This is a genomic window from Methylobacterium sp. C33D (genome assembly GCF_053345825.1).
In genome coordinates, this window is the sequence record NZ_JBKFAV010000002.1 from 209,293 (window position 1) to 232,957 (window position 23,665).

The window sequence follows — 23,665 nt, forward strand, 5'->3', positions numbered from 1 at the left end:
GTGAAAGCGACGGTGCGGGACAGGGGCGCGATCAGAAGCTGTACCCGACGCGCAGCCGCATCTGATGGCGGTCGAAGCTCGACAGATCCAGCGGGCCGGGCTCGCCCGTCGCCTGCCCGGCGACCTGGAAACTCCATGTGAACGAGGCCCAGGCCTGAGGTGACAGGGTCGTGTAGACGGTCGGTCCGAGATACACGGCCTCGCCCGCGAACCGGTCGAGCCCCAGACCGTCGTAGGTCCGGGCATAGCGGGCCTCGCCTCCCAGGAAGAGGCCGGGCCGGACGCAGTAGGCCAGCGCGCCCGACACCTCGATCCCCGATCCGCGCACGGGCGCTTCCATCACGGTCAGCCGCGTCGTGGAGAGCGCGAAGCCGACATTGACGGCGGCGATGAGTTTGCCGGCGATGATCTCGCGGTCGGCCAGCAGGCCGATCTCGGTGCCGAAGCTGCGCGCCGGCACGCCCGACCCGCCGTCGACGGTCCCGTAGCCCGGCACGAGGTTGAGGGTCAGGCCGAACGGGGCCGTCCGGCGGTCCAGCAGGCGCAGCCGGGTCTCGAGGAAGCCGCCGTTGAAGCCGCCCGTGGTCCGCGCCGGCGTGCTCGGCGCACCGACGTCGTAGGCGTCGAAGGTAACGCCCGGGGCCAGGCGAAATTCGTGGGTCAGCGGCACCTTCAGGGCGAGGGAGCTGTCCACGGCGAGGAAGCGGGCGAGGCGCCGGCCGAGGCGCCCGCTCGTCTCCCATTCCAGCTCCGCCTCGCCAGGAACGCCGAGGTCGCTGCCCTCGGTGAAGCCGAACAGATGCTCGCTGTCGAGGTCGCCCGGCGTCAGGTTCTCGGCGGCGGTGGGCAGGGTCTGGGCCCCTGCCGGTGCCGCGGCCAGCCCCAGCGCCACGGCGAGGCCCAGCGCCACGGCGAGGCCGCGCAGGACTGATCCCGGTGACGAGGGGCGACGTGGAGCGCCAGCGTGCGGCATAGCCCTGACCCATCTATATAGCTTATGCTATATCTAATAGGTTGTGCGATGTCAGGGCGTCAACGGCCGAGCATGCTGAAGGGCGGCGGATCGGTGGTGGTCCGGTCATGAGCCCAGAGGAGGCGCTCCGGGGCCGCGCTCGCGGTCCGGCTCACGCCTGTCCGGTTTCGGGCGTTCTCCCGGCCGGAGGCGGCGCGGCGACCGGGCCGGGCTGCCGCCCGCGCGCGCGGCGCTCCTCGATGCGCTGCAGGATCACGTAGAAGGACGGCACGAACAGCACCGCCAGGCAGGTCGAGGCGAGCATCCCGCTGAACACGGTGATGCCGATCGACTTGCGCGCCGCGGCCCCGGCCCCGGAGGCGGTGACGAGGGGCAGGACACCGAGGATGAAGGCGAACGAGGTCATCAGGATCGGGCGGAAGCGCAGCCGCGCCGCCTCCACGGCCGCGGCCGCGATGTCGAGGCCGGCCTGCCGCTTCTCGCGGGCGACCTCGACGATCAGGATGGCGTTCTTGCTCGCCAGCGCGATCAGCAGGATCAGGCCGATCTGCGTGTAGAGGTTGTTGGCGACGCCGAGGAGCAGCAGCGCCCCGACCGTGCCGAGCAGCGCCAGCGGCACGCCGAGCAGGACCGCCAGCGGCAGGATCCAGCTCTCGTACTGGCCGGCCAGGACTAGGTACACGAGGAGGATGGCGAGGGCGAACACGAGGTAGATCTGCGCGCCGACCGCCTTCTCCTGGTACGACATCGCCGTCCAGTCGTAGCCCGTGCCCGGCGGCAGCACCTTGGCGGCGATCTGCTGCATCAGGTCCAGCGCCTGCCCGGAGCTGAAGCCCGGCGCCGCCCCGCCCACGATCGTGGCGGTCGGGTAGAGGTTGTAGAGGCTGATCAGGGACGGGCCCCGCACCGTCTTGATCTCCACGACGGTGCCGAGGGGCACCATCACGCCGTTGCCGGCGCGCACCTTCAGGTTCTCGACGTCCTCGGGGCGGAGCCGGTAATCGGGCGCGGCCTGTACGTAGACCTGGAAGGTCCGGCCGAACTTGTTGAACTGCGTGACGTAGGATGAGCCGACGTAGCTCGAGAGGGTCGAGAAGACCTGCCCGACCGTCACGCCGAGCGCCTCGGCCTTGACCCGGTCCACCGCGATCGCGATCTGCGGCACGCCGGCCCGGAACGAGGTGTTGAGCTTCCTGAGGCCCGATTGCGAGTTCCCGTCGGCGACGATCGTCCGGGCGAGGCTCTCCAGCAGCGGGTAGTCGAAGTCGCCGTTGCGCAGCTCGATCTGCATGGTGAAGCCGCTGGCGTTGCCGATGCCCTGGATCGGCGGCGGGATCAGCACGAAGGTTTCGGCGTCCTCGACGCCCGCCAGCATCGCGTTGAAGCGCTCGTAGAGGCTGCGCAGATCCTGGCCCTTCTCCTCGGCCCGGACGTCCCAGTTCTTGAGAACCACGTAGGCGACGCCGGCATTGGGCAGGGTGGCGTTGGAGTCGAGGACCGAGATCCCGCTGATCGAGAGCACGTTGTCGACGCCCGGCGTCGCCTTCGCCTGGGCGCTGATCCGCTGCATCACCGCGTCGGTGCGCTCCTTCGAGGCTCCGTCCGGCAGCTGCGCGCCGATGAGGACGTAGCCCTGATCCTCGGTGGGCAGGAAGGCGGTGGGCAGGCGGGTCAGCCCCCATCCGGCGAGCCCGATCAGCAGGAGCGCCACGGCGACCATGAGGCCGCTGCGCCGGACCATGGTGGCGATCAGCCGGGCGTACCAGCGCTCGAGGACCCCGTAGACGCGGTTGAAGCCGCGGTAGAAGACGTTCCGCTTCTCCGGCGGCACCGGCTTGCGCAGCCACAGGGCGCACTGGGTCGGCTTCAGGGTGGCGGCGTTGATCGCGCTGATCAGCGCGGTGGCGGCGATCACCAGGGCGAACTGCTTGTAGAGCTGCCCGGTCAGGCCGGGGAGGAACGCGGCGGGCACGAACACCGACATGAGCACCAGGGTGATGCCGATGATCGGGCCGAACAGCTCCTCCATCGCCTTCTCGGCCGCCGCCCGGGGCGAGAGGCCCTCGTCGATGTGGTGGGAGACCCCCTCAACGATCACGATGGCGTCGTCAACCACGATGCCGATGGCCAGCACGATCGCGAACAGCGTCGAGAGGTTCACGCTGAAGCCCATCGCCGCCATGGCGGCGAAGGCGCCGATGATCGTCACCGGCACCGTCGTCGCCGGCACCAGCATGGCGCGCCAGTCCTGGACGAAGACCAGGATGACGATCAGGACCAGGACGGCCGCCTCGAACAGCGTCCTGTAGACCTCGTGGATCGAGGCCTGCACGAACTCCGTCGTGTCGAACGGGATGGCGTAGACGAGGCCCGACGGGAAGGTCTTGGCGAGCTCGGCCATCCGGGTGCGGACCGCGTTCGCCACCGTCAGCGCGTTCGCCTCGGGCAGCTGGTAGATGCCGATGCCGGCCGCCGGCTGCCCGTTCAGCGTGAAGGACTGGCTGTAGGTCTGCGCGCCGAGCTCGACCCGGCCGACGTCGCGCAGGCGGGTGATGCGGCCGCCGTCCTGCGCGTCCGCCTTGATCACGATGTTCTCGAAATCCGGGGCGTTGTTGAGCCGCCCGTTGACGTTGAGGGTGTACTGGAAGTCCTGTCCGGCCGGGACCGGCGGCATCCCCACCGCGCCCGCGGTGACCTCCTGGCTCTGCTGCTGCACGATGTTGATGATGGCGTCGGGGGTGAGGCCGCGGGCCTGGACGAGGTCGGGGTCCAGCCAGATCCGCATCGCGTACTGGCCCGCGCCGAACACCGTGACGTTGCCGACGCCGGGCAGCCGGGCCAGCTCGTTCTGCACGTTGATGACGCCGTAATTCGACAGGAACAGGCTGTCGAACTTCCCGTCGCTGGCCGACAGCGTCACGAATTGCAGGACCGCGGTGGATTTCTTCTGGGTCGTGACGCCCTGAACCTGGACCGCCTGCGGCAGCGACGACATCGCGATCGCGACCCGGTTCTGCACCAGCACCTGGGCCTGGTCGCCGTCCGTCCCGATCGCGAAGGTGACCGTGAGCGTGTAGGTGCCGTCGCTCGCGCTGGTCGACTGCATGTAGAGCATGCCCTCGACGCCGTTGACCTGCTGCTCGATCGGCAGCGCCACCGTGTCGACCACCGTGCGCGCACTCGCGCCCGGGTAGCGGGTGGTGACCTGGACCGTCGGCGGCACGACGTTGGGATACTGGGATACCGGCAGGTTGAGCAGCGACACCGCGCCGATCAGTACCATGACCAGGGCCAGCACGTTGGCCAGGACCGGCCGCTCGATGAAGAAGCGCGAGATCATGCCGTAGGCCCTCGGTGCCGGCGTCTCAGGGGCGGCCCGCCGCGAGGGCGGGACGCGGGGTGGCGGAGATCACTGTCCGATCGTCGGGCGAGTCGGCCTCGTCGGCAGCGCCGCGAGCGTCGGACGACGGCTCACCGCGGGAGTGGCGCCGGGTCGGGCGAGGCCTCGGCCACCGCCACCTTCTGGGGCGCGACCTTCGCCCCGGGGATCGCCCGCTGGATGCCGTCCGTGACGACCCAGTCGCCGGCCTCGAGACCCGTCTCGATCACACGGTAGCGCCCGTCCCGGGGCCCGAGCGTCACCACCCGCTGGGAAACGACGTCGTCGGCCCCGACCGTGAGCACGTAGCTGCCCTGCTGGTTCGTCCCGATGGCGTCGTCGCGCACCAGCAGGGCCTTGTCCTGGCGCCCGACCGGGATCCGGACGCGCACGAACAGGCCCGGGAGGAGTGCGTGGTCGCCGTTCTCGATGAGCGCCCGGGCCATCAGCGTGCCGGTGGACGGGTCGACCTGCGGCGCGAGGTAGTCGAGCTTGCCGGTATGCGGATAGCCGGTCTCGGTCTGCAGGCCGATCTCCACCGGGATCCTGGACAGGTCGCCCAGCGTCCGATGGGTGGCGAGCAGGTGCTCCTTGACCAGCAGCACCTGCTGCTCGCTGATGTTGAAGTAGACGTAGAGTGGATCGATGCGCACGAGCTGCGCCAGCTTGGTCGGTCCGCTGATGCCGACCAGCGCCCCGACATCCGCGAGGTGGTTGGTGACCACGCCGTCGAACGGTGCGGAGACCTGCGTGTAGCCGAGATTGATGGTGGCGATGTCGAGGTTGGCCTGCGCCTCCATGACGGCGGCGCTGGCTTGGTCCTGCTTGGTCTTCGCGTCCTCGACGCGCGCCTGCGAGGCGAATTCCTGCCGGCCCAGCGTGGACTGGCGCTGATATTCGGACTGGGCGTTCGCCAGGGCGGCCTGCTGCGCCGCCAGGGCGCCCTGCGCCTGCTTGAGCTGCGCCTCGTAGGTGTTGCGCTGGATGGAGAAGAGCGGCGTGCCCCTCTTCACCACGGCGCCGTCCTTGTAGGTGATCGCCTCCAGGAAGCCCTGGACCCGCGCCTCGAGCTCGACGGCCGCGAAGGCCTTGGTGTTGCCGGTGAGCTCGAAGTAGCGCGTCACCGTGCGCACGGCCGGCTGCGCGACCGAGACGCTGGGCGGCGGCGGCGGGACGTACTGGTTCGACTCGTGGCAACCGGCGGTGAGGCCCGCGACGGCCGCCAGGGCGAGGAGACGGAGGGATCCGGGAAGCTGCGGAACGGTCGGCACGGTCGACCCTCAACCTGAGAGCGTTACGGGACGGTCTTCGGCCTCGGTCCTGCCGCGGCTACTGATCGTCCTCGGCCTTGGCCTCCCGGGCGAGGGTCAGGCATTCCAGCAGGTCGACGTAGCTGGGCAGGCCGTCGAGCTGCGCTTCCGCCGCGCAGCGCGTCCGATCGACCGCCGGAAAGCTGGACCACTTCTTCGCCACCTCGGCGCGGGCCGACCCTTCGTCCTGGAGGCAGAGTTTCTGCCGACCGGCATCGAGGGTCATCTCCTTCGTCGCCGCCCGGCAGCTGCCGCGAACGTCGAAGACCGGCATCTTGTCCGAGACCGGCGTCGTCAGCGTCAATTCCAACAGCAGGGCGGGAACAGTCAACATCATGATCGGCACACCCGCGCGTCGCGTCGACCGGACGACCCGGTCGTTCCGTGGTCTGGCGACCCCGCGCGGCAGCCGTGCCTTGCGACAATACAGGTTCGATACGCAAGACAGACCCGATTCGGGCGCCTGTTCTAGATCGGTAGCATATGTCGCGCGCAAGTTGTTGCAACAAAAATTGTTATCAACCCGCGCATACTACCGAAAGCGGGGGTCAACCGGCGAACTGGCTTCGCGATTTCTGCGACCGCCGCCGCATACCTAAGATCGATAGAAAAAGTCGGGATTTTCATAAAGTATAAGAGCGTTCTGAGATATTAGGCCGCTCTAGTGCGCGCGCGGAGTGCCTGTACGATCTTTCGGCCGCCGGCGCCTCCCGCCGCGCGGACGGTCAGGCTGCGGTCCGGAACGCCGCGCGCCCGTTGCGGAGGATCGAGATCAGCGCGCCGAGCAGGCCGGCCAGGATCGCCCCATCGATCGCGAGGAGAGTGATTGCCCGGTTCCACAGCCGGTCCAGGCCGAGATCGGTGGTGACGGTTTCGGGATGCGCCGGGTCGGCCATCACGTCGATCGTGTAGTCGCCCGCGTGCAGGCCGGTGAACACGTAGTTGACCCGGCGGGTCACGCTGCCCTGGGGCGTCCGCAGCGAGAGCGTCGCGTCGCAGATGTGGAAGACGAGCTTGCTGCTGCACTGGCCGTCGCTCACGCGGGCGTCCGGGACGGGCCGGGCGGCCTCGCGGATCTGCCAGTCCGAGATCAGCACGGGCGCCGTGTAGACGGCGCTGGCCGCGAGGATGCCGCCGAACAGCACGAAGCCGAACACCACGCCGAGGATGACGCGCCAGCTCGCGCGGTCCTGCGGCAGGCGCAGGGTTTCGGCGCTCTCGGGCTTCGTGGGCGATCCCATGTGATCCTCAGACAGGCTCGGCGTCGGGAGGGTGGCTGCCGGCCGTGGCGGTCGCGCGCGCGGCGCGCTCGGCCAGGGCGCGGCGGGCGCGGTGCGCGGCCTGGTAGCGGGCGATCAGGTCGGCGAAATGCCGCGGCTTCATCCCGCGCGGCAGGCCGACCGTGAGGGTCACGATGCGGCGCTTCGGGTCGAGCTTCACGGGGTGCCGTCCCGGGGTCCGCTCCGGCCAGTCCGCGCCCGGCGGCAGCAGCAGGCGGGTCACGATGCCGCCGCGGCTCAGCGACATGTCGAGATCGGCCACAACGTCCCACGGGATGACCCTGTCGAGACCGGGCGTCGTCAGCCCAGCGGGGCTCAGGATCAGGGTGATCGGCTCGCCCCGCGACAGGACGAAGGCGCCGGCCCCGCCGAAGCCCGCCGCGAGAGTCAGGGCCACGGCCGACACGATGCGGGCCTCGTACGGCGACAGGCCCGGGATCCGGAACAGGGCGAGCGCGAGTGCCGCGGCGGCGAAGAGGCCGGCGCTGGCGGCCAGCGTGAGGCCGCGGGCGCGGTGGCTGGCGCGCAGCACCCGTTCCTCGGTTCCGACGTCCGCGGCGGTCGCCTCAAGATGCGCGCGGGCGGCCGCCTCCTGCGCGCGGACCGCGCCGAGAAAATCCCGCGTCGCGGCCCTGCACAGGCCGTCCGGGTCTGCGAAATAGGCGGCGAGCGGGTCGCGACCTCGGGCCGGCGGCGCGGTTCCGGCCGCGGCCAGCAGGTCCGCGTCGATCGCCAGCCCGAGGGCCGCGACGCGGTCGCGGGCCGGCGGATGGGTGTCGGTCGGGTGGGCCTGTTCGTCCTCCAGGCGCGTCGCCGGGTCGTCGAGGCCGCGCGCGATCGCGCCGTCGAGCGCCGCCGCCACGAGGTCGGCCGGCGCCGCTTCCGGCGCGTCGGCCGCCGCGTCCAGGGTCTCGACGACGCGCGGGCGCAGGGCGCCGTAGCGCAGGAGCGCCCGGGCCGAGGCGTCGGTCGAGGTCACGGCGGCGCCGGCCGCGTCGGCCGCGAACTCGCGCACCCGGCTCCAGTGGCGCACGGCGAGGTGGAACCGCTCCATCACGAACAGGCCGAGGCGGATCGACGGCCCGAGCACGCCGAGCGCGCCGCGCTCGCGCTCGGCCATCGCGTCGAGGGAGCGGCCGACGCCGGCGTAGATCGGTAGGAAGCGCTGGCTGTAGGCGGTGTCGCCGCCGGCGTAGTGGGCGAGTTCGTGCCCGAGGATCGCCGCCGTCTCGTCGACGCGCAGCAGGGCCAGATAGGGCAGGGGCACGTAGAGGATCCGGCCGTCGAGCCGCGCGCCGCCGGGCTCGAGCACGGCCGGGCCGGCGCTGACGAAGAAGCCCTCGGTGAGGCCAACGACGAGGGCCTCGGGCTTGAGCGCGCCCATCCGGTCGGCGAGCGCCTCGACGAGGCGCCAGAGGCCCGGCGCGTCGGCCGGCGCGATCCGACGCCCGAGGATCGGCAGCGGGTCCGGCGCGAAGGCGACCAGGGCCCGGCGCAGGCCGATCAGGGCGCCGCACGCGGCGAGGATCGTGCCGCCGACCGCGCCGGCCGCGATCGCCAGGAGCTTCACGCCGCCGCCGCCGAGGCCGCCGTCGACGAGCATCCCGGCCTCGAAGAGGACCACCGCGACGAGGCCGGCGGTCGCCGCCACGATCTGGACGGCGAGCGCGGCCGGGAGCAGCCGCCGCACCAGCGAGAAGCCGCGGACCAGGGCGTCGCGCGAGCCGCGCCCCAGGCGCCCGAGCAGGCCGCCGACGAGCAGCACGAGCACGGACAGCGCCGCCGCGATGCCGCCCCCCGCGACCGCGACCGCCGGCAATCGGCTTCGCCAGTCCATCACGGCGGCGAGGGTCCCCGAATGGTCGCGGATCTCGCGGGCCTTCACCACGGCGTAGGGGCCGCCGTAGAGGCGGCCGTCGTGCCGGAACTGCAGGCTGAAATCGGGGCGCCCGTCCCGCGGAGACCGCGCCTCCAGATCCGCCACGACCGCGCCGAGGCGGTCGCGTTCGGCCGCGAAGGCCCGCCGATCGTCGACGCCGCGCTGCGACTGCCAGAGCCCGATCAGCAGGATCGCGAGCGGCAGCAGCACGGTCGCTGCCAGGAGGCCGGCGAGGGCGCGCGGACGCGAGCGTTCGCGCGGGGGCGCTGCTTCGGCGATGGTCGACTCCCGGATGGCGAGACGCGGGCGCGGCAAGGTGGCGGATGGATCGGCGTCCCGGTATCGAGCCGGCGCAACGAACAGTCTCGACCGAGGAAGCTATAGGTGCGATCGAGCCACAGCTTCCGGAGGACAAAGATTGGGCGCAACCAGATCGATATCCGATTCGACGGCCGGTTTTCTAACCGGTCGGATGGCCAGGTCAACCGAATGCTGCGACTATGACTCCGGCGCTGACCCGGTGCCGGGCGCGGCGCCGGGTCAGCGCCTTGTCCGGCCGGAACGCCCGCCGCACTGTGCGCGCGTCCGCTCCTGCGCCTCGCTTGCGACTCTGCGGCGGGCGCGACCGGACACGGTGAGCCCGGTGCGGATGCCAGCCTCGACGGCGCCGCTGCGCGGGAAGACTCGAAGGGAGAGACCATGAACCTGCTGAAGCGGCTGTTCGGACGCGCCGACGCGGCACCGGCGCCGGAGGCGGACGAGCCGCTCCTCGTCAACGCCTACGCGACCGTGCGCGACCTGCCCGCGCTCGCCTTCGACCATGCGCCGAACGGCCGGCGGGACCTGTCCGACCCCGCATTGCAGGCGCATCTCGACGGGTTCATCGGCTACGTCATGGGACGTGGCGACGGGCAGATGACCGCCGCCCGCTACCACCTGTGGCGCCACCTGCAGCGCGTCCGCAACCACGTCAGCTTCGCGGTCGCCGCGTCCGACCTGCCCCGCGTGGAGACCTGGGCGCTCGCGGCGAACGCCGTCCTCTTCCTGCCGGACGGCTCGGTGCGCGCGCCCGACATGGCGCTCCTCCTGTCGGCCGCGGGCGAGACGGATCCCGCGGCGTGTCTGCCCTATCCACCCGACGCCGTCGCGCGCCGCGTGCGGACCCTGGAGCGCCTGGAGGATCTGGACCCGAGACCGCCGGCCGGCATGCCCCCGGCGCTGGGCGAGGCGGAACTCGCGCTGCAACCGCCGGCGGAGGTGCTCCGGCGGGCTCTGGCCCTGCTCTACATCGCCGCCTGGGGGCAGGCCTCCGGCGCCGGCACGACGCTGCTCGCGCCGGGACAGAAGGCGCTGAATCCCACCGGCTTCGCTTCCCTGTCGCCGGCCGAGCGGGCCCAGATCGAGGCGGCGGACCCGAAGGACGCCGCCGCGGCGTCCTGGCGCTACGAGGCCGCCAACACCTTGCTGTGGGCGCTCGGCGTGAGCGCGGCCCGGATCGCCGACAGCGACGCCACGGCCGACGTGGACGCGCTCTGGCGGGCGGTCGCGCCCCTCGCCCGGGACGCCAGCGCGACCGAGTCCGCGCGCCTGCGTCCGTCCGGCGAGATCCTGGAGGCGCTGGACCGCGCGTGGCGGCAGCACTGGGTCGTCCGGCAGGCGCGGCAGAAGGGGACAGCCCTCGCGGGGCTCAACGGCGACGTCGTGGCGGAGCGCCACGTCGCGCTCAACTGGCTGACCGGCTTCCAGAACGACCGCGACGCGCCCTGGGACGCGATCGACACGCCGACGTGACCGCGCCGCGACTCAGCGAAGACCGTCGAAGTGGTCGAAGAACACGCGATCCGGATCGTGCCTGTCGCGCAGCGCGCACAGTCTCTGCCACTTCTCGGGCGTGAACGCCTGGGCGACGATCTCGGGCTGCTCGACCGTGTTGCTCTCGCCGATGTAGTAGCCGACATTGAACGGCTTCAGCGCGGCGATCACCGACTGATGCCACGCGGCGTTGGCCTGATCGCCCGCCGCCTCGTGCCACATGGTCCAGGGGCCGCCATAGACTTTCCCGCCGATGGAGCGGGCCATGTTCCGCTGCGGCCCCGGGACGTCGGGTCCGCAGAAGATCGTCGCCAGGAACACCGAGGTCTCCGAAGGCGCGCTCCGCCACAGGGGCAGGATCGCCGCCATCAGGTCGCCGGGGCTGTGATTGGAGTAGGTGGCCTCGACCCGGGATCGCAGGCCCTCCGGGAAGAGCGCGCCGGACGCGTCGAAGAGCCGCTCGAAGTCGAGGGGCGTCACCCGCGCGCTCGACAGGGGCTCGGCCGGGGCGTCATCCAGCGGCGCCAGCGCGCGCCGCGCCGCCTCCGGTGTGTCCTCGAAGGCTGTGGCCGTGATCAAGCAGACCCAGCCGTTCTGGGCCGCCGCCGCCTCGGCCAGGGCGGGCGGCGCCTTCACGAGGAACTGGGTCAGCTCGACGCTCGGCGCGATCGCGGGCGCTATCTTGCCGAGCCACGTGCCGATGGCCGGCGCGTCCTCGAGGCGATAGAAGTACTCGCTCCCATGAATGGCTCGCGGCAGCGCGTGGAGTTTGAGGAAATACTTCGTGACGATCCCGAAGAAGCCTGAGCCGGCGCCCCGCGCGGCCCAGAAGAAGTCCGGGTTCTCGGTCTCGCTGGCCCGGATCAGGTCGCCCTGGGCGGTGACGAGCTCGATCGCCTCGAGGCTCTCGGTCCCGTAGCCCCAGACCGTGGGGTTCCAGGCCATGCCGCCGCCGAGGAAGTAGCCGCTCGCCTTGACTTGAGGGCAGTGGCCGGTCGGGAAGGCGAGGCCGTGGGCGTTGAGCGCCTTCTGGAGGTCGCGGTTGCTCAGAATGGGTTGGATGACGGCCCGGCGCTGCGCGACGTCGATCGCCAGGATCCTGTCGAGGCTCCCGAGGTCGATCAGGATCCCGCCGTTGCGCAGGGTCGGCTGGCACCAGTTGTGGCCGCCGCCGCGGACGACGACCTTGAGGCCGTGCGCGCGGGCGAACTTCACCGTGGCGACGATGTCGTCCTCGTCGGCCGCCTTGACGATCACCTGCGGCGCCCGGTCGGGGATCAGCCTGTTCCACAGGTTCCCGTGAAGGGCGTCCCGGAACTGCGGGTCGCCCGCGGCGATGACCGGGCCCTTGCAGGCCGTTCTCAGAGTCTCAGCGTTCATGACACGGCACTGCGCGGGCGAGAGGGCCCGCTCGGGCGAAGCGGCCAGAGCGGGCGGAACGGGACGGCCGATCGTTCGATCCGATCCTCAGTAGGGGACGCGGTCCGCCTTCTGGGCGTACTTCTTCCAGACCTCGACGGCCTCCTCGCGCATGATCTGCTGGGTCGGGATCGAGCGCTCGCCGACATCCTTCTTCAGCTCGGCGTAGATCATGCTGTCGTCGAAGCCGCCGTATTCCAGCGCGTCCTCGACCTGCGCCGCGTAGTAGACGTTCTTCACACCGGCCCAGTAGGCGGCCGCCATGCACATCGGGCAGGGTTCGGCGCTGGTGTAGAGCGTCGCGTTGCGGAGCTTGAAGCTGCCCTGCGCCTTGCAGGCCTTGCGGATGGCCTCGATCTCGCCGTGCCAGGTCGGGTCGTTCTCGGCGACGACCCGGTTGGCGCCCTCGGCGATGATCTCGCCGTCCTGGACGATCACGCAGCCGAACACGCCGCCGGCGCTGTCGACCAGCGACGTCTTCTCCGACAGGGCGATCGCCCGGGCCATGAATTTTTCGTGATTGTCAGACATTGGAACCTCTGTCGTCGCAGAACTGATCGGTTGGTAGAGACTCTGGACCGCCGAGATTTATTTATCGAGGGGCGATCAATTTTGTTGTGTCGAACCGCACTAGACTTCGTGAGTGTGCTTAACAACTCCGGATCGACTGACCGACATTGCCTTCGGATGGGGCGACGTCGCCGCGCGGTCCGGCCGAGCCGTGTCGGCCGAGCGGCGCGCGCGACCGCCGTCGATCCGCGCGTGCAGGATCGACGGCGGGGCGTCGCGCGGCGCGGAGCGTCCCGCTGAAACCGTGCGTCCCACGCAGCGCATGTGCGTCAGCCAATAATGGTCGGCCACGATGTGTCCGTCGACAGGATAGACAGATCCGTCGGAGCCCCGTCAACGCTTCCGGGCAATCGACCGAACTGGAATTGTAAATGTCCAGAAATGCAATAAAGCGACCTCGAACAACTGATCAATGTTGTCGGCGTGTCGATCCGGTCAGCACATCCGGCGGATCGCGGTCGTGGCGGCCGCCCATGATCGGCGCGGCGGCACCCCGGCTGAGACGGAGGGACAAGAAATAATCCGTCCCGTCGCGGTCGGGCACGCCGGCCTCAGGGCACCGCGATGCCGGTCGGAGGGGGCGACGGCGCGACCGGTCCGGAAATTCCAGGCTTCGCGGTCCGATAGTCCAGTCACGGGTGCCGGCCCGGATCGCGGGCCGTCCCGGGATCCGGCGATCAGGCCGCCGGGCGCTCCGCGAGGACCTCGCGGATGGCGTCCCGGACCCGCCCGAGGGCATCCGTCTCGTCCGAGCCGCCGGTCACGGCGGCCTCGAGGGTCCGGCACGCCGCCGCGAGCCGCGTGTAGCCGAGGCTCCCGGCCATGGCGATCAGGGCGTGCGCCTCCTGGGCGATCGTCGGGCGCAGGGTTCCGGGCGGGAACGCCGCCTCGATGCGCGACCGCAGGTCGCCGGTCAGGCGCGCGACCTCGGCCGCGCCGATCGCGTCGCGGAGGCGCTGGACCCGCGCCGCGTCGCGGACGGGTTCCGGATCGTCCGCCGCGACGGCCGGCGCCGCGGCGAGGCCGGCCGTCGCGGCGGACAGCCCGGCCGGCGTGAGGCTGACCGCCAGCCCGCCGTCGGTCGGCACGCAGGCCGCCAGATCCCGCTCCGTCAGGGCCAGGATCGCCGCCATGGCGGCGCTGCGGACGAGGCCGGCCGCCAGGATCGGGGCCGGCGCCTCGGCGGCCGACAGGGGCAGGCTGTGGCCGCCGACATGGAGCCAGCTGAGAAGCCGGCAGGCCGGATCGTCCGAATCCCGAACCGCGGCGGCGAGTCCCGCGCGGCGCTCGGCGAAGGCGCGGCAGGTCTGCGCCAGCGCCGTCCAGGCGGCCGGATCGTCCACCCGGAAGGTCGCGTCGCAGGAGTGGCCGAGACGCCCGGTCAGGTCGACGGTGGGGAGCAGGTGGCCCGGGCTGCCCGGCGGCAGCGCCCGGACCTGCGCGAGACCCTCCGCCGCGCCGATCAGGATGAGATCGGCCTCCTCCACGGGGGCGAGGCGGAAGGCGTGTCCCACCGCGGCGGCCGCCGCGGCGCCGAGATCCGGGTACAGGGCGGCCCGCGGGCGCCCCGAGAGGCCCCGCCGCCGCCATAGGGCCTCGGCCGGCGCCGCGTCGGCGGCGGACATCGGCGGCAGGTTCGGCACGACCCCCGCGGGGCCATCCGGCGCCGCGTCGGGCGCGCGCAGGCGGTCGAGCGTCGCGTACAGCAGGTCGGGCTCGATCGGCTTCACCAGGATCGCGTCGAACAGCGCGTCGGCGCCCCGGCGGGACGCGAGGCCGTGCCGGTCGGCCGTGATCCCGACGAGGCGGACGCGCCCCTGCGCGCCGACGATCTCGCGCATCAGCCGCGCGAGGGCGTACCCGTCCATCTCGGGCAGGTGGTAGTCGATCAGCACGACCGCGTGGCGGCGCTCGCTCAGGAGCCGCAGGCCCAGGAACCCGTCGGCGGCGCAGTCGCACGCGTCGCCGCGCGCCGCTAGCAGGGCGCCGATCAGGTCGCGCGAGCCGGGATCGTCCTCGACCAGCAGGATACGGTCGGTCATGCAATCCTCACGGGCGGGCCCCGGTCCGGGCGACCGGGCCGCGGAGCGCCTCGGGCGGCAGGTCGGCGCCGCCCGCCTCGGCCTGGATGGTGGGCGGTGCGCCGATCGAGGCCTGCCGCAGCGCGGCCGGGCCCGCATCCCTGAGCTCGCGCCCGCCGTCCGGCACCTCGGGGACGCCGAGGTAGCGCCGGCCCGGCGGCAGGCCGGTCGCGGCGATCGGGGACCGCGCGACCGGATCGGGATCCCGCGCGGTGGCCGGCATCCGGGCGGCGGTATGGGGTCGCGCCGCCGCGGGGGCGCGCCGCGCCGCGGACGGGCCCGAGACGGGCGTTCCCGCGCGGCGCGGCACGAGCTTGATCTGATTGATCGACGCGGCCATCGCCTCGAGGGTGATTTCGTCGCGGCAGAGCCGGACCCGGACGGAGGCCGGGCCGGGCCGCCCTGAGGCCGGGTCGAGATCGGGGGCCGCGGCGATCCACTGCCAAGCGTAGAGGCAGCGAGCGCCCCCCGCCGTCCGCCCGACCGCGAGGCCGTAGGGTCCGTACGCGTTGGCGGCCGGCCGGGTCACGACCCGCATCGCCGTCCCGGGGAAGGCCGCGGCGAGCTCGGCGCGGATGCCGGCCTCGGTCGGCCGGCCGCCGGCGGTGCCCGCGTCCCCGCTCGCGCCGCCGCGCGGCAGGCGCAGCAGAACTCCGTTCTCGCCCCCCGCGCCGCGGGGCGCGGGGCTCAGCGACACGGTTTGCTCGAAGGCGTCGGCGCCGTCGCGCTCCCGCAGCCGCACCGGCCGGCCGGCCCAGTCCGGCAGGACGACCATCGGCGTGGCGGGCCGGCCGGGATCGGCCGAGGCCGGCGGCCGCCCGTCCGCGATCGCGTCCAGGCTGGCGTAGCGCGGGGAGGCGGCGACGGAGCGCGCCTCGTCCCGGGCCGTGCAGGCGCCGAGGAGCAGGGCGGTCAGCGCCAGGACGCGCAAGGGGCGGACAGGGAACGTCACGGCGTCGTCTCTCGCACGGTCTGGTTACGCATCGCTTGCCGCGTGCCGAGCGCGCCCGTGGTCGCCGGCGCCTCCCGGGCCGCGGGGCCGCCCGGCTCCGCGCCGGCCCGCGCGGCCTGCTCGTCGGCCCAGAGGGTCCCTCGCGGGGCCGGGCTCTCGGCGGCGCTCGGCTGGCTCGCCTGCTCGCCGCCGTTCCAGGCCGGCAGGAGCGCGAAGCCGTAGCGCTCGTAGGGCATCGGCCCGACACCCGGCACGCGGCGGGCGACCGTGGGCGCGTGTCCGCGCGGCCGCGCCGACCCGCGTGCCTCGGCGACCGGGCTGCCGGTCGGCGCGGCGCGCAGGTCGTTTTCCATGAGCACCGCCACCGGGAAGTCGCTCCGCCGGATCGCCGGCGCCGGCGGCGCCCGGTCGGCCGCGAGCGCGTCGGGCGACGGTACGCGCCCGCGCGCGGCTGTTCCGGTCGCGGCGGCGAGTTCGAGATAGGCGGGGCGCGCCGCGGGCTCGGCCCTGGCGGTCCGGGCCTGCGGCGCCTCGCAGGGCATCGCCCGGGCCGCGGCGGTCTGGAACAGCAGGTCGACCACCCGCGGGAACAGCCCGTCGTAGCGGTTCACGACCTCCAGGAAGGTGCGCTCCTGGCGCATCCGGCGCAGCGACAGGGCGTAGCCGTAGACCGTCGCCTCCTTGGGATACCAAGCCACGGCGCGCCGGAACCAGCCCAGGGCCGTGTCGAACTGGCAGCGGTTGTAGGCGTACCAGCCGAGGGCCTGCGCGCCCTCGCCCGAGGCGGTCGCCAAAGTGACCTCGGCGTAGCGCCTGAGCCGCTCCGGCTCGATCGCGGGCGGGTCCGCTCGCGTCAGATCCGTCTCCAGCAGGTCGATGAAGAGGAGGCTGTTGTTCACGAGCGGCCCCCGCCACGCGTAGGCGACGTCCTCCGCGTCCCGCCGCCGGCCGAGGAGGCGGAGGGTGTGGGCGAGGCCGTGCGCCACCATGGCGTCGCCGCCCCGTGCGACGGCGCGCTTGAACCACGCGAGGGCCGTCGGCAGGTCGCGCCGCTTGAACGCCAGCCACGCGACGAGCGCCGCCTGATCGGGGTCGGACGCGGCCTCCGCGTAGGATGCGAACGCCGCGAGGTCGGGGGCCGACACAGCTTGGCCGGCCTCGTCGTGGAGCACGGCGCCGATGCGGCCGCGGATCAGATCGACGCGGATCGCGTCGCGGTCGCCGTCGTCGCCGAGGGCGGCCAGCCGGTCGACATCGGTCATCGGCAGGATCTGCATCGCCCGCAGCAGGCTGACCCGCCGCTCCTCGGGGCCGAACCGACCTCCGGCGAGCGCGCCGCGGAGCAGGTCGTAGGCCTTCTCGGTCCGCTCGGTCCGGCCGTAGGCGTCGGCGACGGCCCAGACCACCTCGGCGTCGGCGGCGGCGATGTCCGCGGCGCGGCTCGCGGCGAGGGCCGCGAGGTCGGGCCAGCGGCCGGCCCTGGCGAGGGCCAGGCAGGATTGGCGCAGGGCGCGCGCCGACAGGGCGGCCTGGAGCGCCGGAGAGGGCGTCCAGCCCGGCTCGGCCCGGGCGCGGGCGGCGAGCGCGGCGGCGAGATCCGCGTCGCGGCCGGCGCCGAGCAGGTCCCAGAGGCCGTCCTCGTCCTCGCCGCCGGCACGCGCGGTCCAGAGATCGGCCGGCGGCTGCCAGCCGGGATGGCGCCGCCGCAGCCGCTCCGTCTCGGCCTCCACCCGCGCGCGCTGGTGCTGGCTCGCGTAGTAGCGCAGGGCGGTCTCGTCCGGCCTGCCCGCGGACCCGGCGGCGGACCCGGCGGCCGCCGGTCCGATCGCCGCGGCTGCGGCGGCCAGCAGGGCGGCGAGGATCAGCGCGGTGCGCATGCCGGATACCGCGCGTTCAGGGCCGCCAGGGCGAGCAGCTGCAGGGTGACGGGGTAGTAGTTCTCGCTCTCGGTACGGACGCGCGTCAGGGCCGCCGGGAACGGCGTGCCGCGGCTCGCGCAGGCGGCCAGCGCCGGGATGGCGGCGTAGCCGGTCTCGGTCAGCCGCGCGGCGACCCGGCCGGTCCCGGTCTCGACCAGGGTGAGCCCCGCCTCGGGCTTCTGCCACAGGCCGAGGAACGGCGCGTAGAGATCGGGCTCGGTGACGCCCGCCATGGCGAGGTAGAGCGGGATGCGCAGCGCGTTGTAGCCGAACTCGGCCGGGAATCCGTCGGCCGGACGGGGCGCTGCCCCGGACAGCGAGATCCACTCCACCGGCAGCCGCTGCGACCCGAACCGGGCGGCCGCGATCAGTCGGCGCCCGCTGCGCGCGAGCGCCCGCCATTCGAACTCGGGCGCGAGCAGGCCGACCCGGTCGAGGGCCGGGAAGACCCAGTAAGAGAGGTTCACGACCGGGCCGTCCGCGCGCTCCTCGGCCGAGAAACCCGCCACCGCCGGCAGGATCAGCGGGCCTTGCGGCGCCCGCGGCAGGAGCAGCTTGCGCCCGAGCTCGACGGCGATCCGGCGGCCGGCGACCTGATGCTCGGGCTCGTGCCACGCCTCGGCGGCCTCGGTGAGGGCCCAGGCGACCAGCAGGTCGCCGTCCGAGGCGTCGTTCATGTCGGCCACGGCCGGGCGCTTGTCCGGCTCCCACCGCCACGCGAGCAGCTGGTCGTCGCGGACCATCAGGTTCGCCCGGGTCCAGGTCCAGATCCGCTCGAAGGTGTCGCGGTCGTCCGCCGCCACGGCGAGCAGCATCCCGTAGCCCTGGCCCTCGCTGTGGCTGATGCCGCCGTTGGCGGTGTCGACCACGCGGCCCTGCTCGCTGATGAACCGCCCCTTGTAGGCCCGCCACGCCTCGGCGTTCCGGAGGGTCCCGGCGAGGGGCGGGGGCGCCGCGGCGCGCGCCGGATGCGCGGCCAGAGGCGCGGCCAGGACGGCCAGGACGCAGAGGGCGGCGAGGACGCGCGGGAGAACGCTCAGGAGGGCACTCATTCCGGTCTCCGGCCGAGGTTGCGCACGAGCAGGTGGGTCGAGCCGGCGAGGCCGCCGGCCAGGAGCAGGCCGGCGAGGCCGAAGAGGCCGGCGTGGAGCGAGAGCCAGCCCGCCGCGACGCGGCGAAGGTTGCCCGGGGCCGGCGCCAGGGTCGCCACGTAGCGGGGCTCGGTCGCCGCCTCGACCGCCACGCCGCCGTCGACGGACGAGAGCGCGGCGAGGCGCCCCGCGGGCCGCGTCCAGACCCGCGGATGGACGAGGCAGGCCACCGCCTCGCGCAGGCCCGCCGCGGTCGGCGCCGTCACCAGGGTGACCAGATCGTCCGGGGCGGGGCCGGTCACGCCCTGGGCCAGGAGGGCGGCGGCGTCCGCCAGGAGGGGCGCGGCGGGGCGCGCGCCGGGCCGCGTCGCGGCCTCGGCCACGGCGTCGGGCGCGGGCCGCACCATGGCGCTGCAGGCGGCGAGGCCGTCGGTCCGCAGCACGCGCCGCCGCAGCGCCGGCCCGCCCTCCCGCGACGGCACGGCGTCCCGCCCGGCCCAGGCGTCGAGCACGGCCCGGGGATCGAGGCCGGCGGCGGCCAGCACGGTGCCGTCGAGGGCCGGGGCGGGGGAGACCACCACGGTCGGCCCGGAGATCCCGGCCCGGCCGGCCGCGAACGCGAAGGGCAGGACCCGCCCGGCGGCGAGGCCGAGCCGCGCCGCGAGGGTCGCGGCCGCCGCCATCGTGTCCCGATCGGGGTAGGGCACCGCGAGGGTCGGGCGCCGGCCGGCCGTCGCGTACGGGAAGGCCTCGGCGACGGTCTCGGCGAGCTCGGGCTGGCGGCCGATCCGCGCGAGCGGCGGGAGGGTGAGGCGGCTCGTGGCGGCCAGGAACAGCCGCTCGGTCGGCACCGCAGCCTCGTCCGGGCAGGCCCGGTCGTCCCCGCGCGGCAGCTCCGCGCGGATCGCGATCCGGTTCTGGCCGGGCCGGAGCAGCCGCAGCGGGAGGACCACCGCGCGCCGGGTCATCGCCTCGCCGCCCGGCCGGCCCAGGGGCGTCCTCGCCGCGTTGGCGCCGTTGATCGCCACGACGATCTGGGCGCCGGGGGCGAGGCCCGCCGGATAGGCGGCGTCGAGGTCGAGGATCAGCTTGTCGTAATCGGCCGGCATGAAATCGTGCGGCAGGCCGAGGTCGAAGGCGATCCGGTGGGTGCGGGCGGCGACGTGGGCGTCCGGGATGCCGAGATCCGCGAAGGTCACGGTCTCGCCCCCGGAGACCGGGCGCCCGCCCGCGTCCGCCAGGGCCCGGCGGCCCTGCGGCGTCCCCGGCCGGTCGGCGCGCGCCAGATCCTCGAGCTGCCCCAGGGCCGCGGTCACGTCGGCCTCCTCCGGCCCGGTGACGACCAGGACCGGGCGACGCGCCGCGCTCCGCGGCAGGAGGGCGAGGCGCGGCCCGGTCACGGGGCCGAGCGGCGCCAGATCCAGGCTCGCGGCCAGTTCGGCGACGCGCCCGACCGCGAGCGCCAGCCCGTCGCCGGCCTCGACGGACGGCGCGAATTCCGCCGCGGGCTGCCGGAAGTCCCCCAGGAGGACCGCGGCCTGCAGGGCGGCGAGCGCCCGTTCCACGGCGCGCGGGCTGAGCTTCCCGCCGGTCTGGAGCAGGCGGATCGGCACCGCTCCGTCGGGGCCGCCACCGATCGCCGCCAGGTCGACCGGCGCCTGCGGGCCGTCCGTGACCGCGAGGAGACCGGTCGTCTCGGGGTCGATCTGCGTCCACAGCTCGTAGGTCGCCGGGACCGCACAGTCGACGCGGTGGCGCTGCACCACCGCGATGTCGATCCGGTTGAAGCCCCGGGCCAGCGTCCCCGCGGGCAGGTCGAAGGCGAGGCTGCGGAGCCCGCGGCTGCCGTCGATCGCGCCGCTGCCCAGGACGGCGCCGTTGACGCTGAGCGTGAGCCGCGCGGTGTCGGGCAGGATCGAGACCGCGGCCATGTAGCCGACCTGGAAGCGCCCGCCCGCCCGCGCCTCCGCCTCGGTGGCGTAGAACGCGAAGCTCAGGCGGCCGTTCTCGCCCCAGAGCCGCATCGGTGCGGCGATCGACGGCAGCCGCCGGAGGGTCGGACCGCGCTCGGCGACAACCGGGTCCGACGCGCCGGCGGCGGTCGGGGGCGGCGCGGCGGGCGCGGCGACCGTCGCGGCGACCGCCGCCCGCTCGGGCGACGGCAGCATCAGGACCGGGGCCGCCCCGACCCCCGAGAAGGTCTGGGCCGAGGCGCCCGCGGCGCAGGTCAGGAGACCGCCCGCGGCGCAGGTCAGGAGGCCGGCCGCGAGGACCGGGCGAAGGCCGTGGCGCATCGGGACCTCAGGCGGCGGAGCGGATGGCGGCGGGATCGGCGGGCGCGCGGACGAGCGCGCGGAAATCGGGGCCGCGGACGATGTCGGCGGCGGGGGCCGGCTCGGAGCGCTCTGCGCCGGCGAGGGCGAAGATCCCCGCGAGCCAGGCGGCCGGGTCGAGGCGCGGCGCCGCGGCGTCCGTGCCGGGTGCCGCGGCGGGGGCCTCGGCCGCGGCGAGCCTGGCGACCGCCTGCCGCCAGGCCGCTTCCGTGAGCGGGATCGCGACGGAGACGTCCGGTTCGGCCGCCTGGAGCGGGACCGGCACGGGCACGGGCACGGGCTCGGCCGGCGCCGGCGCGGCTGTCGCCGGAGCCGCGACCGGAGCAGCGACCGCGACGGCGGATGGTCCCGCCGGGACGAATGCCGCGGCGGCCTGCTCGACGAACACGTCGGCGACGGGCAGGGGGATCGATGCCGCCTGCCGGATCTCCACCGGGGCCGGGGCGATCGCCGCGGGGATCCCCGGAGCGGTCGCGGGCGCGGCGCCGCGATCCCGGAGCGCGTAGGTGACGGCCCGGACCGGCTCGGTGACGCCCCAGGTCAGGAAGCGGAGGCTTCCGGAGAGCAGGTCCTTCGGCCGGCGCCGGCCCGAGAGGAACGCCTGCAGGGCGGAGACGTCGCCGTACATCAGCTCGGCGAGCCCGCGGAACAGCGGCGCGCCGGCGCCCGCGGAGGCGACGTCCCACGCGACCTCCCAGGTGTCGTCCGACAGGCCGGCGCGCGGGTGGAAGGCGAGGACCGCGTCGGACCCCTCGGCGAGGACGATCCGGCCCGGGCTCCCGGCCTCGGCGGCGGCCGGCCAGGTCGACCCGTCGCAGCGGCGCAGGCGGCAGCCCTCGGCGGAGGCGCGCTCCACCACCACCTCGAACACCGCGCCGCCGACCGACGCGACGGCGCGCCGGTTCACCGGCAGGCTGTGGCTGCGCTCGGCCTGACGGCGCTCGGCCACCACGCCGAGGGCCGCGCCCGCGATGACGAGGTTGAACAGGCACCAGAGCCCGACGACGAGCATCAGGCTGGTGACGCCCGGCTCGTAGAGGTAGCGCCACGCGGCCGTCGCGCAGCCCGCCGCCAGCGCCCCGAAGATCGCGAAGAACGGCCACGCCAGCCCCGACAGGTGGTCGCGGTCGAGCCCGAGGCCCTTGTTGGTGACGGTGAAGCTCGGCTTGCGGGGCGACAGCACCACCGAGACGATGGAGCGGGCGAGGTAGACGCCCTGCACGTACTCGTAGAGTTCGGAGACCCACGGCCAGCGCACGTGCCCGTACAGGTAGTTCTGCATCATCATGTTGGCGACCACGTAGGTCGCGGTGTAGACCAGCGCCTCGTCGATCGAGGAGACGAAGATCTTCACGTCGAAGAATATGTGCAGCAGCGGCGCGAGCATGAAGATCAGGCGCGGCAGCGGGAAGAACCAGAAGGTCATGCTCGACAGGTAGCAGAGCCTCTGAATCGGCTTCAGGCCGCGCTTGAACAGCGGATTCTTCAGGAGCATGATCTGGAACATGCCCTGGCACCAGCGCGCCCGCTGGCCGATGAAGTCGGCGAAGGTCTCGGGCTGGAGGCCGGCGATCAGCGGCCTGTCGACGTAGGCACTGGTCCAGCCGCGGGCGTGCAGCTCGAAGGCGGTCTCGCAGTCCTCCGTGATGGTGACGCCCGAGAACCCGCCGACCGCGTCGAGGGCGCTCCGCCGCAGCAGCGCCGCCGAGCCGCAGAAGAACGAGCCGTTCCACTTGTCGAGGCCGGCCTGCGTGACCCCGTAGAACATCTCGTTCTCGGACGGCATCCGGGTGAAGGTCCGCAGGTTCCGCTCGATCGGGTCCGGGTTGATGAAGACGTGCGGGGTCTGCACCAGGAACAGCTTCGGGTCGCGGGCGAACAGGCCCACGGTCTCCCGCAGGAACGGCCGGAACGGCGCGTGGTCGGCGTCGAGCACCAGCACGAGGTCGGCGCGGCCCTGGGTCAGGCCGTTGTTGAGGTTGCCGGCCTTGGCGTGCGCGTTGCGCGCCCGAGTCAGGTAGCGGACGCCCAGCGCCGCGCAGAGCGCCTGCAGCTCGGCGCGGCGGGCCCGCGCCGCCCCGGCCCTGGCGGGATCCGGGTCTGCGCATTTCTGGTCCGTGCCGCCGTCGTCCAGCAGCCAGACGGTGGCCCGACCGGCCGGGTAGTCGAGGTTGCGCGCCGCCGCCAGCGTGAGGCCCAGGATCTCGGCGGATTCGTTGTAGGACGGGATGAAGATGTCGACGGTGGGAAGGTCCGCCTCGGGCAGCGCCGGCGCGGCGCCGCGGGCCAGCGGCGCGACGTTGACGATCAGGCTGACCGTGAGGATCAGAACGCAGTAGAGCTCCGCGAGCGCCAGCACGACGCCGAGCCCGAAGCTGACGGGATCGTCGAGGGTCGGCAGCGTGCCGGTCACCCGCCAGTAGACGTAGCGGATGACCACGGCCGTGCCGAGTGCCAGGAAGGCCATCCGGGCGAGGCCCCGGCGGGGGAACAGCAGCCAGAGCGCGACCATGCCGGCCCCGGCGGCGGCGCAGAGCATGCCCTGTGCGCTCAGGCCCACCGGCTGCGTCAGGAAGCCGACGGCGAGGGCGGCGCAGAGCGCCCAGGTCGCCCAGAGCAGGCCCATCAGGAGGCGCGGGCGCGCCGGCGAGGCGGCCGGGTCGGCCT

Annotated in this window: 15 protein-coding genes; 1 reads left to right on the forward strand and 14 read right to left on the reverse strand. The window is 73.7% G+C overall.

Annotation, left to right across the window (positions count from 1 at the left end; translation table 11 throughout):
- Positions 1-31 precede the first annotated feature (31 nt).
- The 6 genes from ACLBXO_RS02375 to ACLBXO_RS02400 form a co-directional block, all read right to left on the reverse strand.
- The gene (locus ACLBXO_RS02375) at positions 32-910 is read right to left on the reverse strand and encodes a hypothetical protein (RefSeq protein ID WP_447684390.1); all 879 of its coding nucleotides are present in this window, start codon (positions 908-910) and stop codon (positions 32-34) included.
- Between the two features lie 214 nt (positions 911-1,124).
- The gene (locus ACLBXO_RS02380; protein WP_447684391.1) at positions 1,125-4,313 is read right to left on the reverse strand and encodes an efflux RND transporter permease subunit; all 3,189 of its coding nucleotides are present in this window, start codon (positions 4,311-4,313) and stop codon (positions 1,125-1,127) included.
- Between the two features lie 131 nt (positions 4,314-4,444).
- Positions 4,445-5,623, reverse strand: coding sequence for an efflux RND transporter periplasmic adaptor subunit (locus ACLBXO_RS02385; protein WP_419539376.1), 1,179 nt, complete (start codon positions 5,621-5,623; stop codon positions 4,445-4,447).
- 58 nt (positions 5,624-5,681) lie between these two features.
- The gene (locus ACLBXO_RS02390) at positions 5,682-5,999 is read right to left on the reverse strand and encodes a hypothetical protein (RefSeq protein WP_331316799.1); all 318 of its coding nucleotides are present in this window, start codon (positions 5,997-5,999) and stop codon (positions 5,682-5,684) included.
- A gap of 388 nt (positions 6,000-6,387) precedes the next feature.
- On the reverse strand, positions 6,388-6,903 hold the full coding sequence (locus tag ACLBXO_RS02395; protein ID WP_447684392.1) for a hypothetical protein: 516 nt from the start codon (positions 6,901-6,903) through the stop codon (positions 6,388-6,390).
- A gap of 7 nt (positions 6,904-6,910) precedes the next feature.
- Positions 6,911-9,031: a M48 family metalloprotease gene (locus ACLBXO_RS02400; protein ID WP_447684409.1), complete on the reverse strand. Its 2,121-nt coding sequence runs from the start codon at positions 9,029-9,031 to the stop codon at positions 6,911-6,913.
- 489 nt (positions 9,032-9,520) lie between these two features.
- On the opposite strand from ACLBXO_RS02400, the gene ACLBXO_RS02405 reads away from it, so the two are divergent.
- Positions 9,521-10,612, forward strand: coding sequence for a DUF4272 domain-containing protein (locus ACLBXO_RS02405; RefSeq protein WP_447684393.1), 1,092 nt, complete (start codon positions 9,521-9,523; stop codon positions 10,610-10,612).
- Positions 10,613-10,624: 12 nt separating this feature from the next.
- On the opposite strand, the gene ACLBXO_RS02410 is transcribed toward ACLBXO_RS02405, so the two are convergent.
- From ACLBXO_RS02410 to bcsA, 8 genes are all read right to left on the reverse strand, one after another.
- Complete coding sequence (locus tag ACLBXO_RS02410) at positions 10,625-12,013, reverse strand: FAD-binding oxidoreductase (protein WP_447684394.1); 1,389 nt, start codon at positions 12,011-12,013, stop codon at positions 10,625-10,627.
- Positions 12,014-12,100: 87 nt separating this feature from the next.
- The gene (locus ACLBXO_RS02415; protein WP_012321704.1) at positions 12,101-12,583 is read right to left on the reverse strand and encodes a nucleoside deaminase; all 483 of its coding nucleotides are present in this window, start codon (positions 12,581-12,583) and stop codon (positions 12,101-12,103) included.
- 716 nt (positions 12,584-13,299) lie between these two features.
- The gene (locus tag ACLBXO_RS02420) at positions 13,300-14,664 is read right to left on the reverse strand and encodes a response regulator (RefSeq protein WP_447684395.1); all 1,365 of its coding nucleotides are present in this window, start codon (positions 14,662-14,664) and stop codon (positions 13,300-13,302) included.
- Between the two features lie 7 nt (positions 14,665-14,671).
- Positions 14,672-15,655 carry a cellulose biosynthesis protein BcsN gene (bcsN, locus tag ACLBXO_RS02425; RefSeq protein WP_447684396.1) on the reverse strand — a complete coding sequence of 328 codons (984 nt, stop codon included), beginning with the start codon at positions 15,653-15,655 and terminating at the stop codon, positions 14,672-14,674.
- The gene (locus tag ACLBXO_RS02430) at positions 15,652-17,532 is read right to left on the reverse strand and encodes a hypothetical protein (RefSeq protein ID WP_447684397.1); all 1,881 of its coding nucleotides are present in this window, start codon (positions 17,530-17,532) and stop codon (positions 15,652-15,654) included. Before ACLBXO_RS02430 ends, bcsN begins: the two co-directional genes overlap by 4 nt.
- On the reverse strand, positions 17,517-18,626 hold the full coding sequence (locus ACLBXO_RS02435) for a glycosyl hydrolase family 8 (protein WP_447684398.1): 1,110 nt from the start codon (positions 18,624-18,626) through the stop codon (positions 17,517-17,519). Before ACLBXO_RS02435 ends, ACLBXO_RS02430 begins: the two co-directional genes overlap by 16 nt.
- Positions 18,623-20,959, reverse strand: a complete 2,337-nt coding sequence (locus ACLBXO_RS02440) for a cellulose biosynthesis cyclic di-GMP-binding regulatory protein BcsB (protein ID WP_447684399.1) — start codon at positions 20,957-20,959, stop codon at positions 18,623-18,625. Before ACLBXO_RS02440 ends, ACLBXO_RS02435 begins: the two co-directional genes overlap by 4 nt.
- 7 nt (positions 20,960-20,966) lie before the next feature.
- Positions 20,967-23,624 carry a UDP-forming cellulose synthase catalytic subunit gene (gene bcsA / locus ACLBXO_RS02445; RefSeq protein WP_447684410.1) on the reverse strand — a complete coding sequence of 886 codons (2,658 nt, stop codon included), beginning with the start codon at positions 23,622-23,624 and terminating at the stop codon, positions 20,967-20,969.
- Positions 23,625-23,665 lie beyond the last annotated feature (41 nt).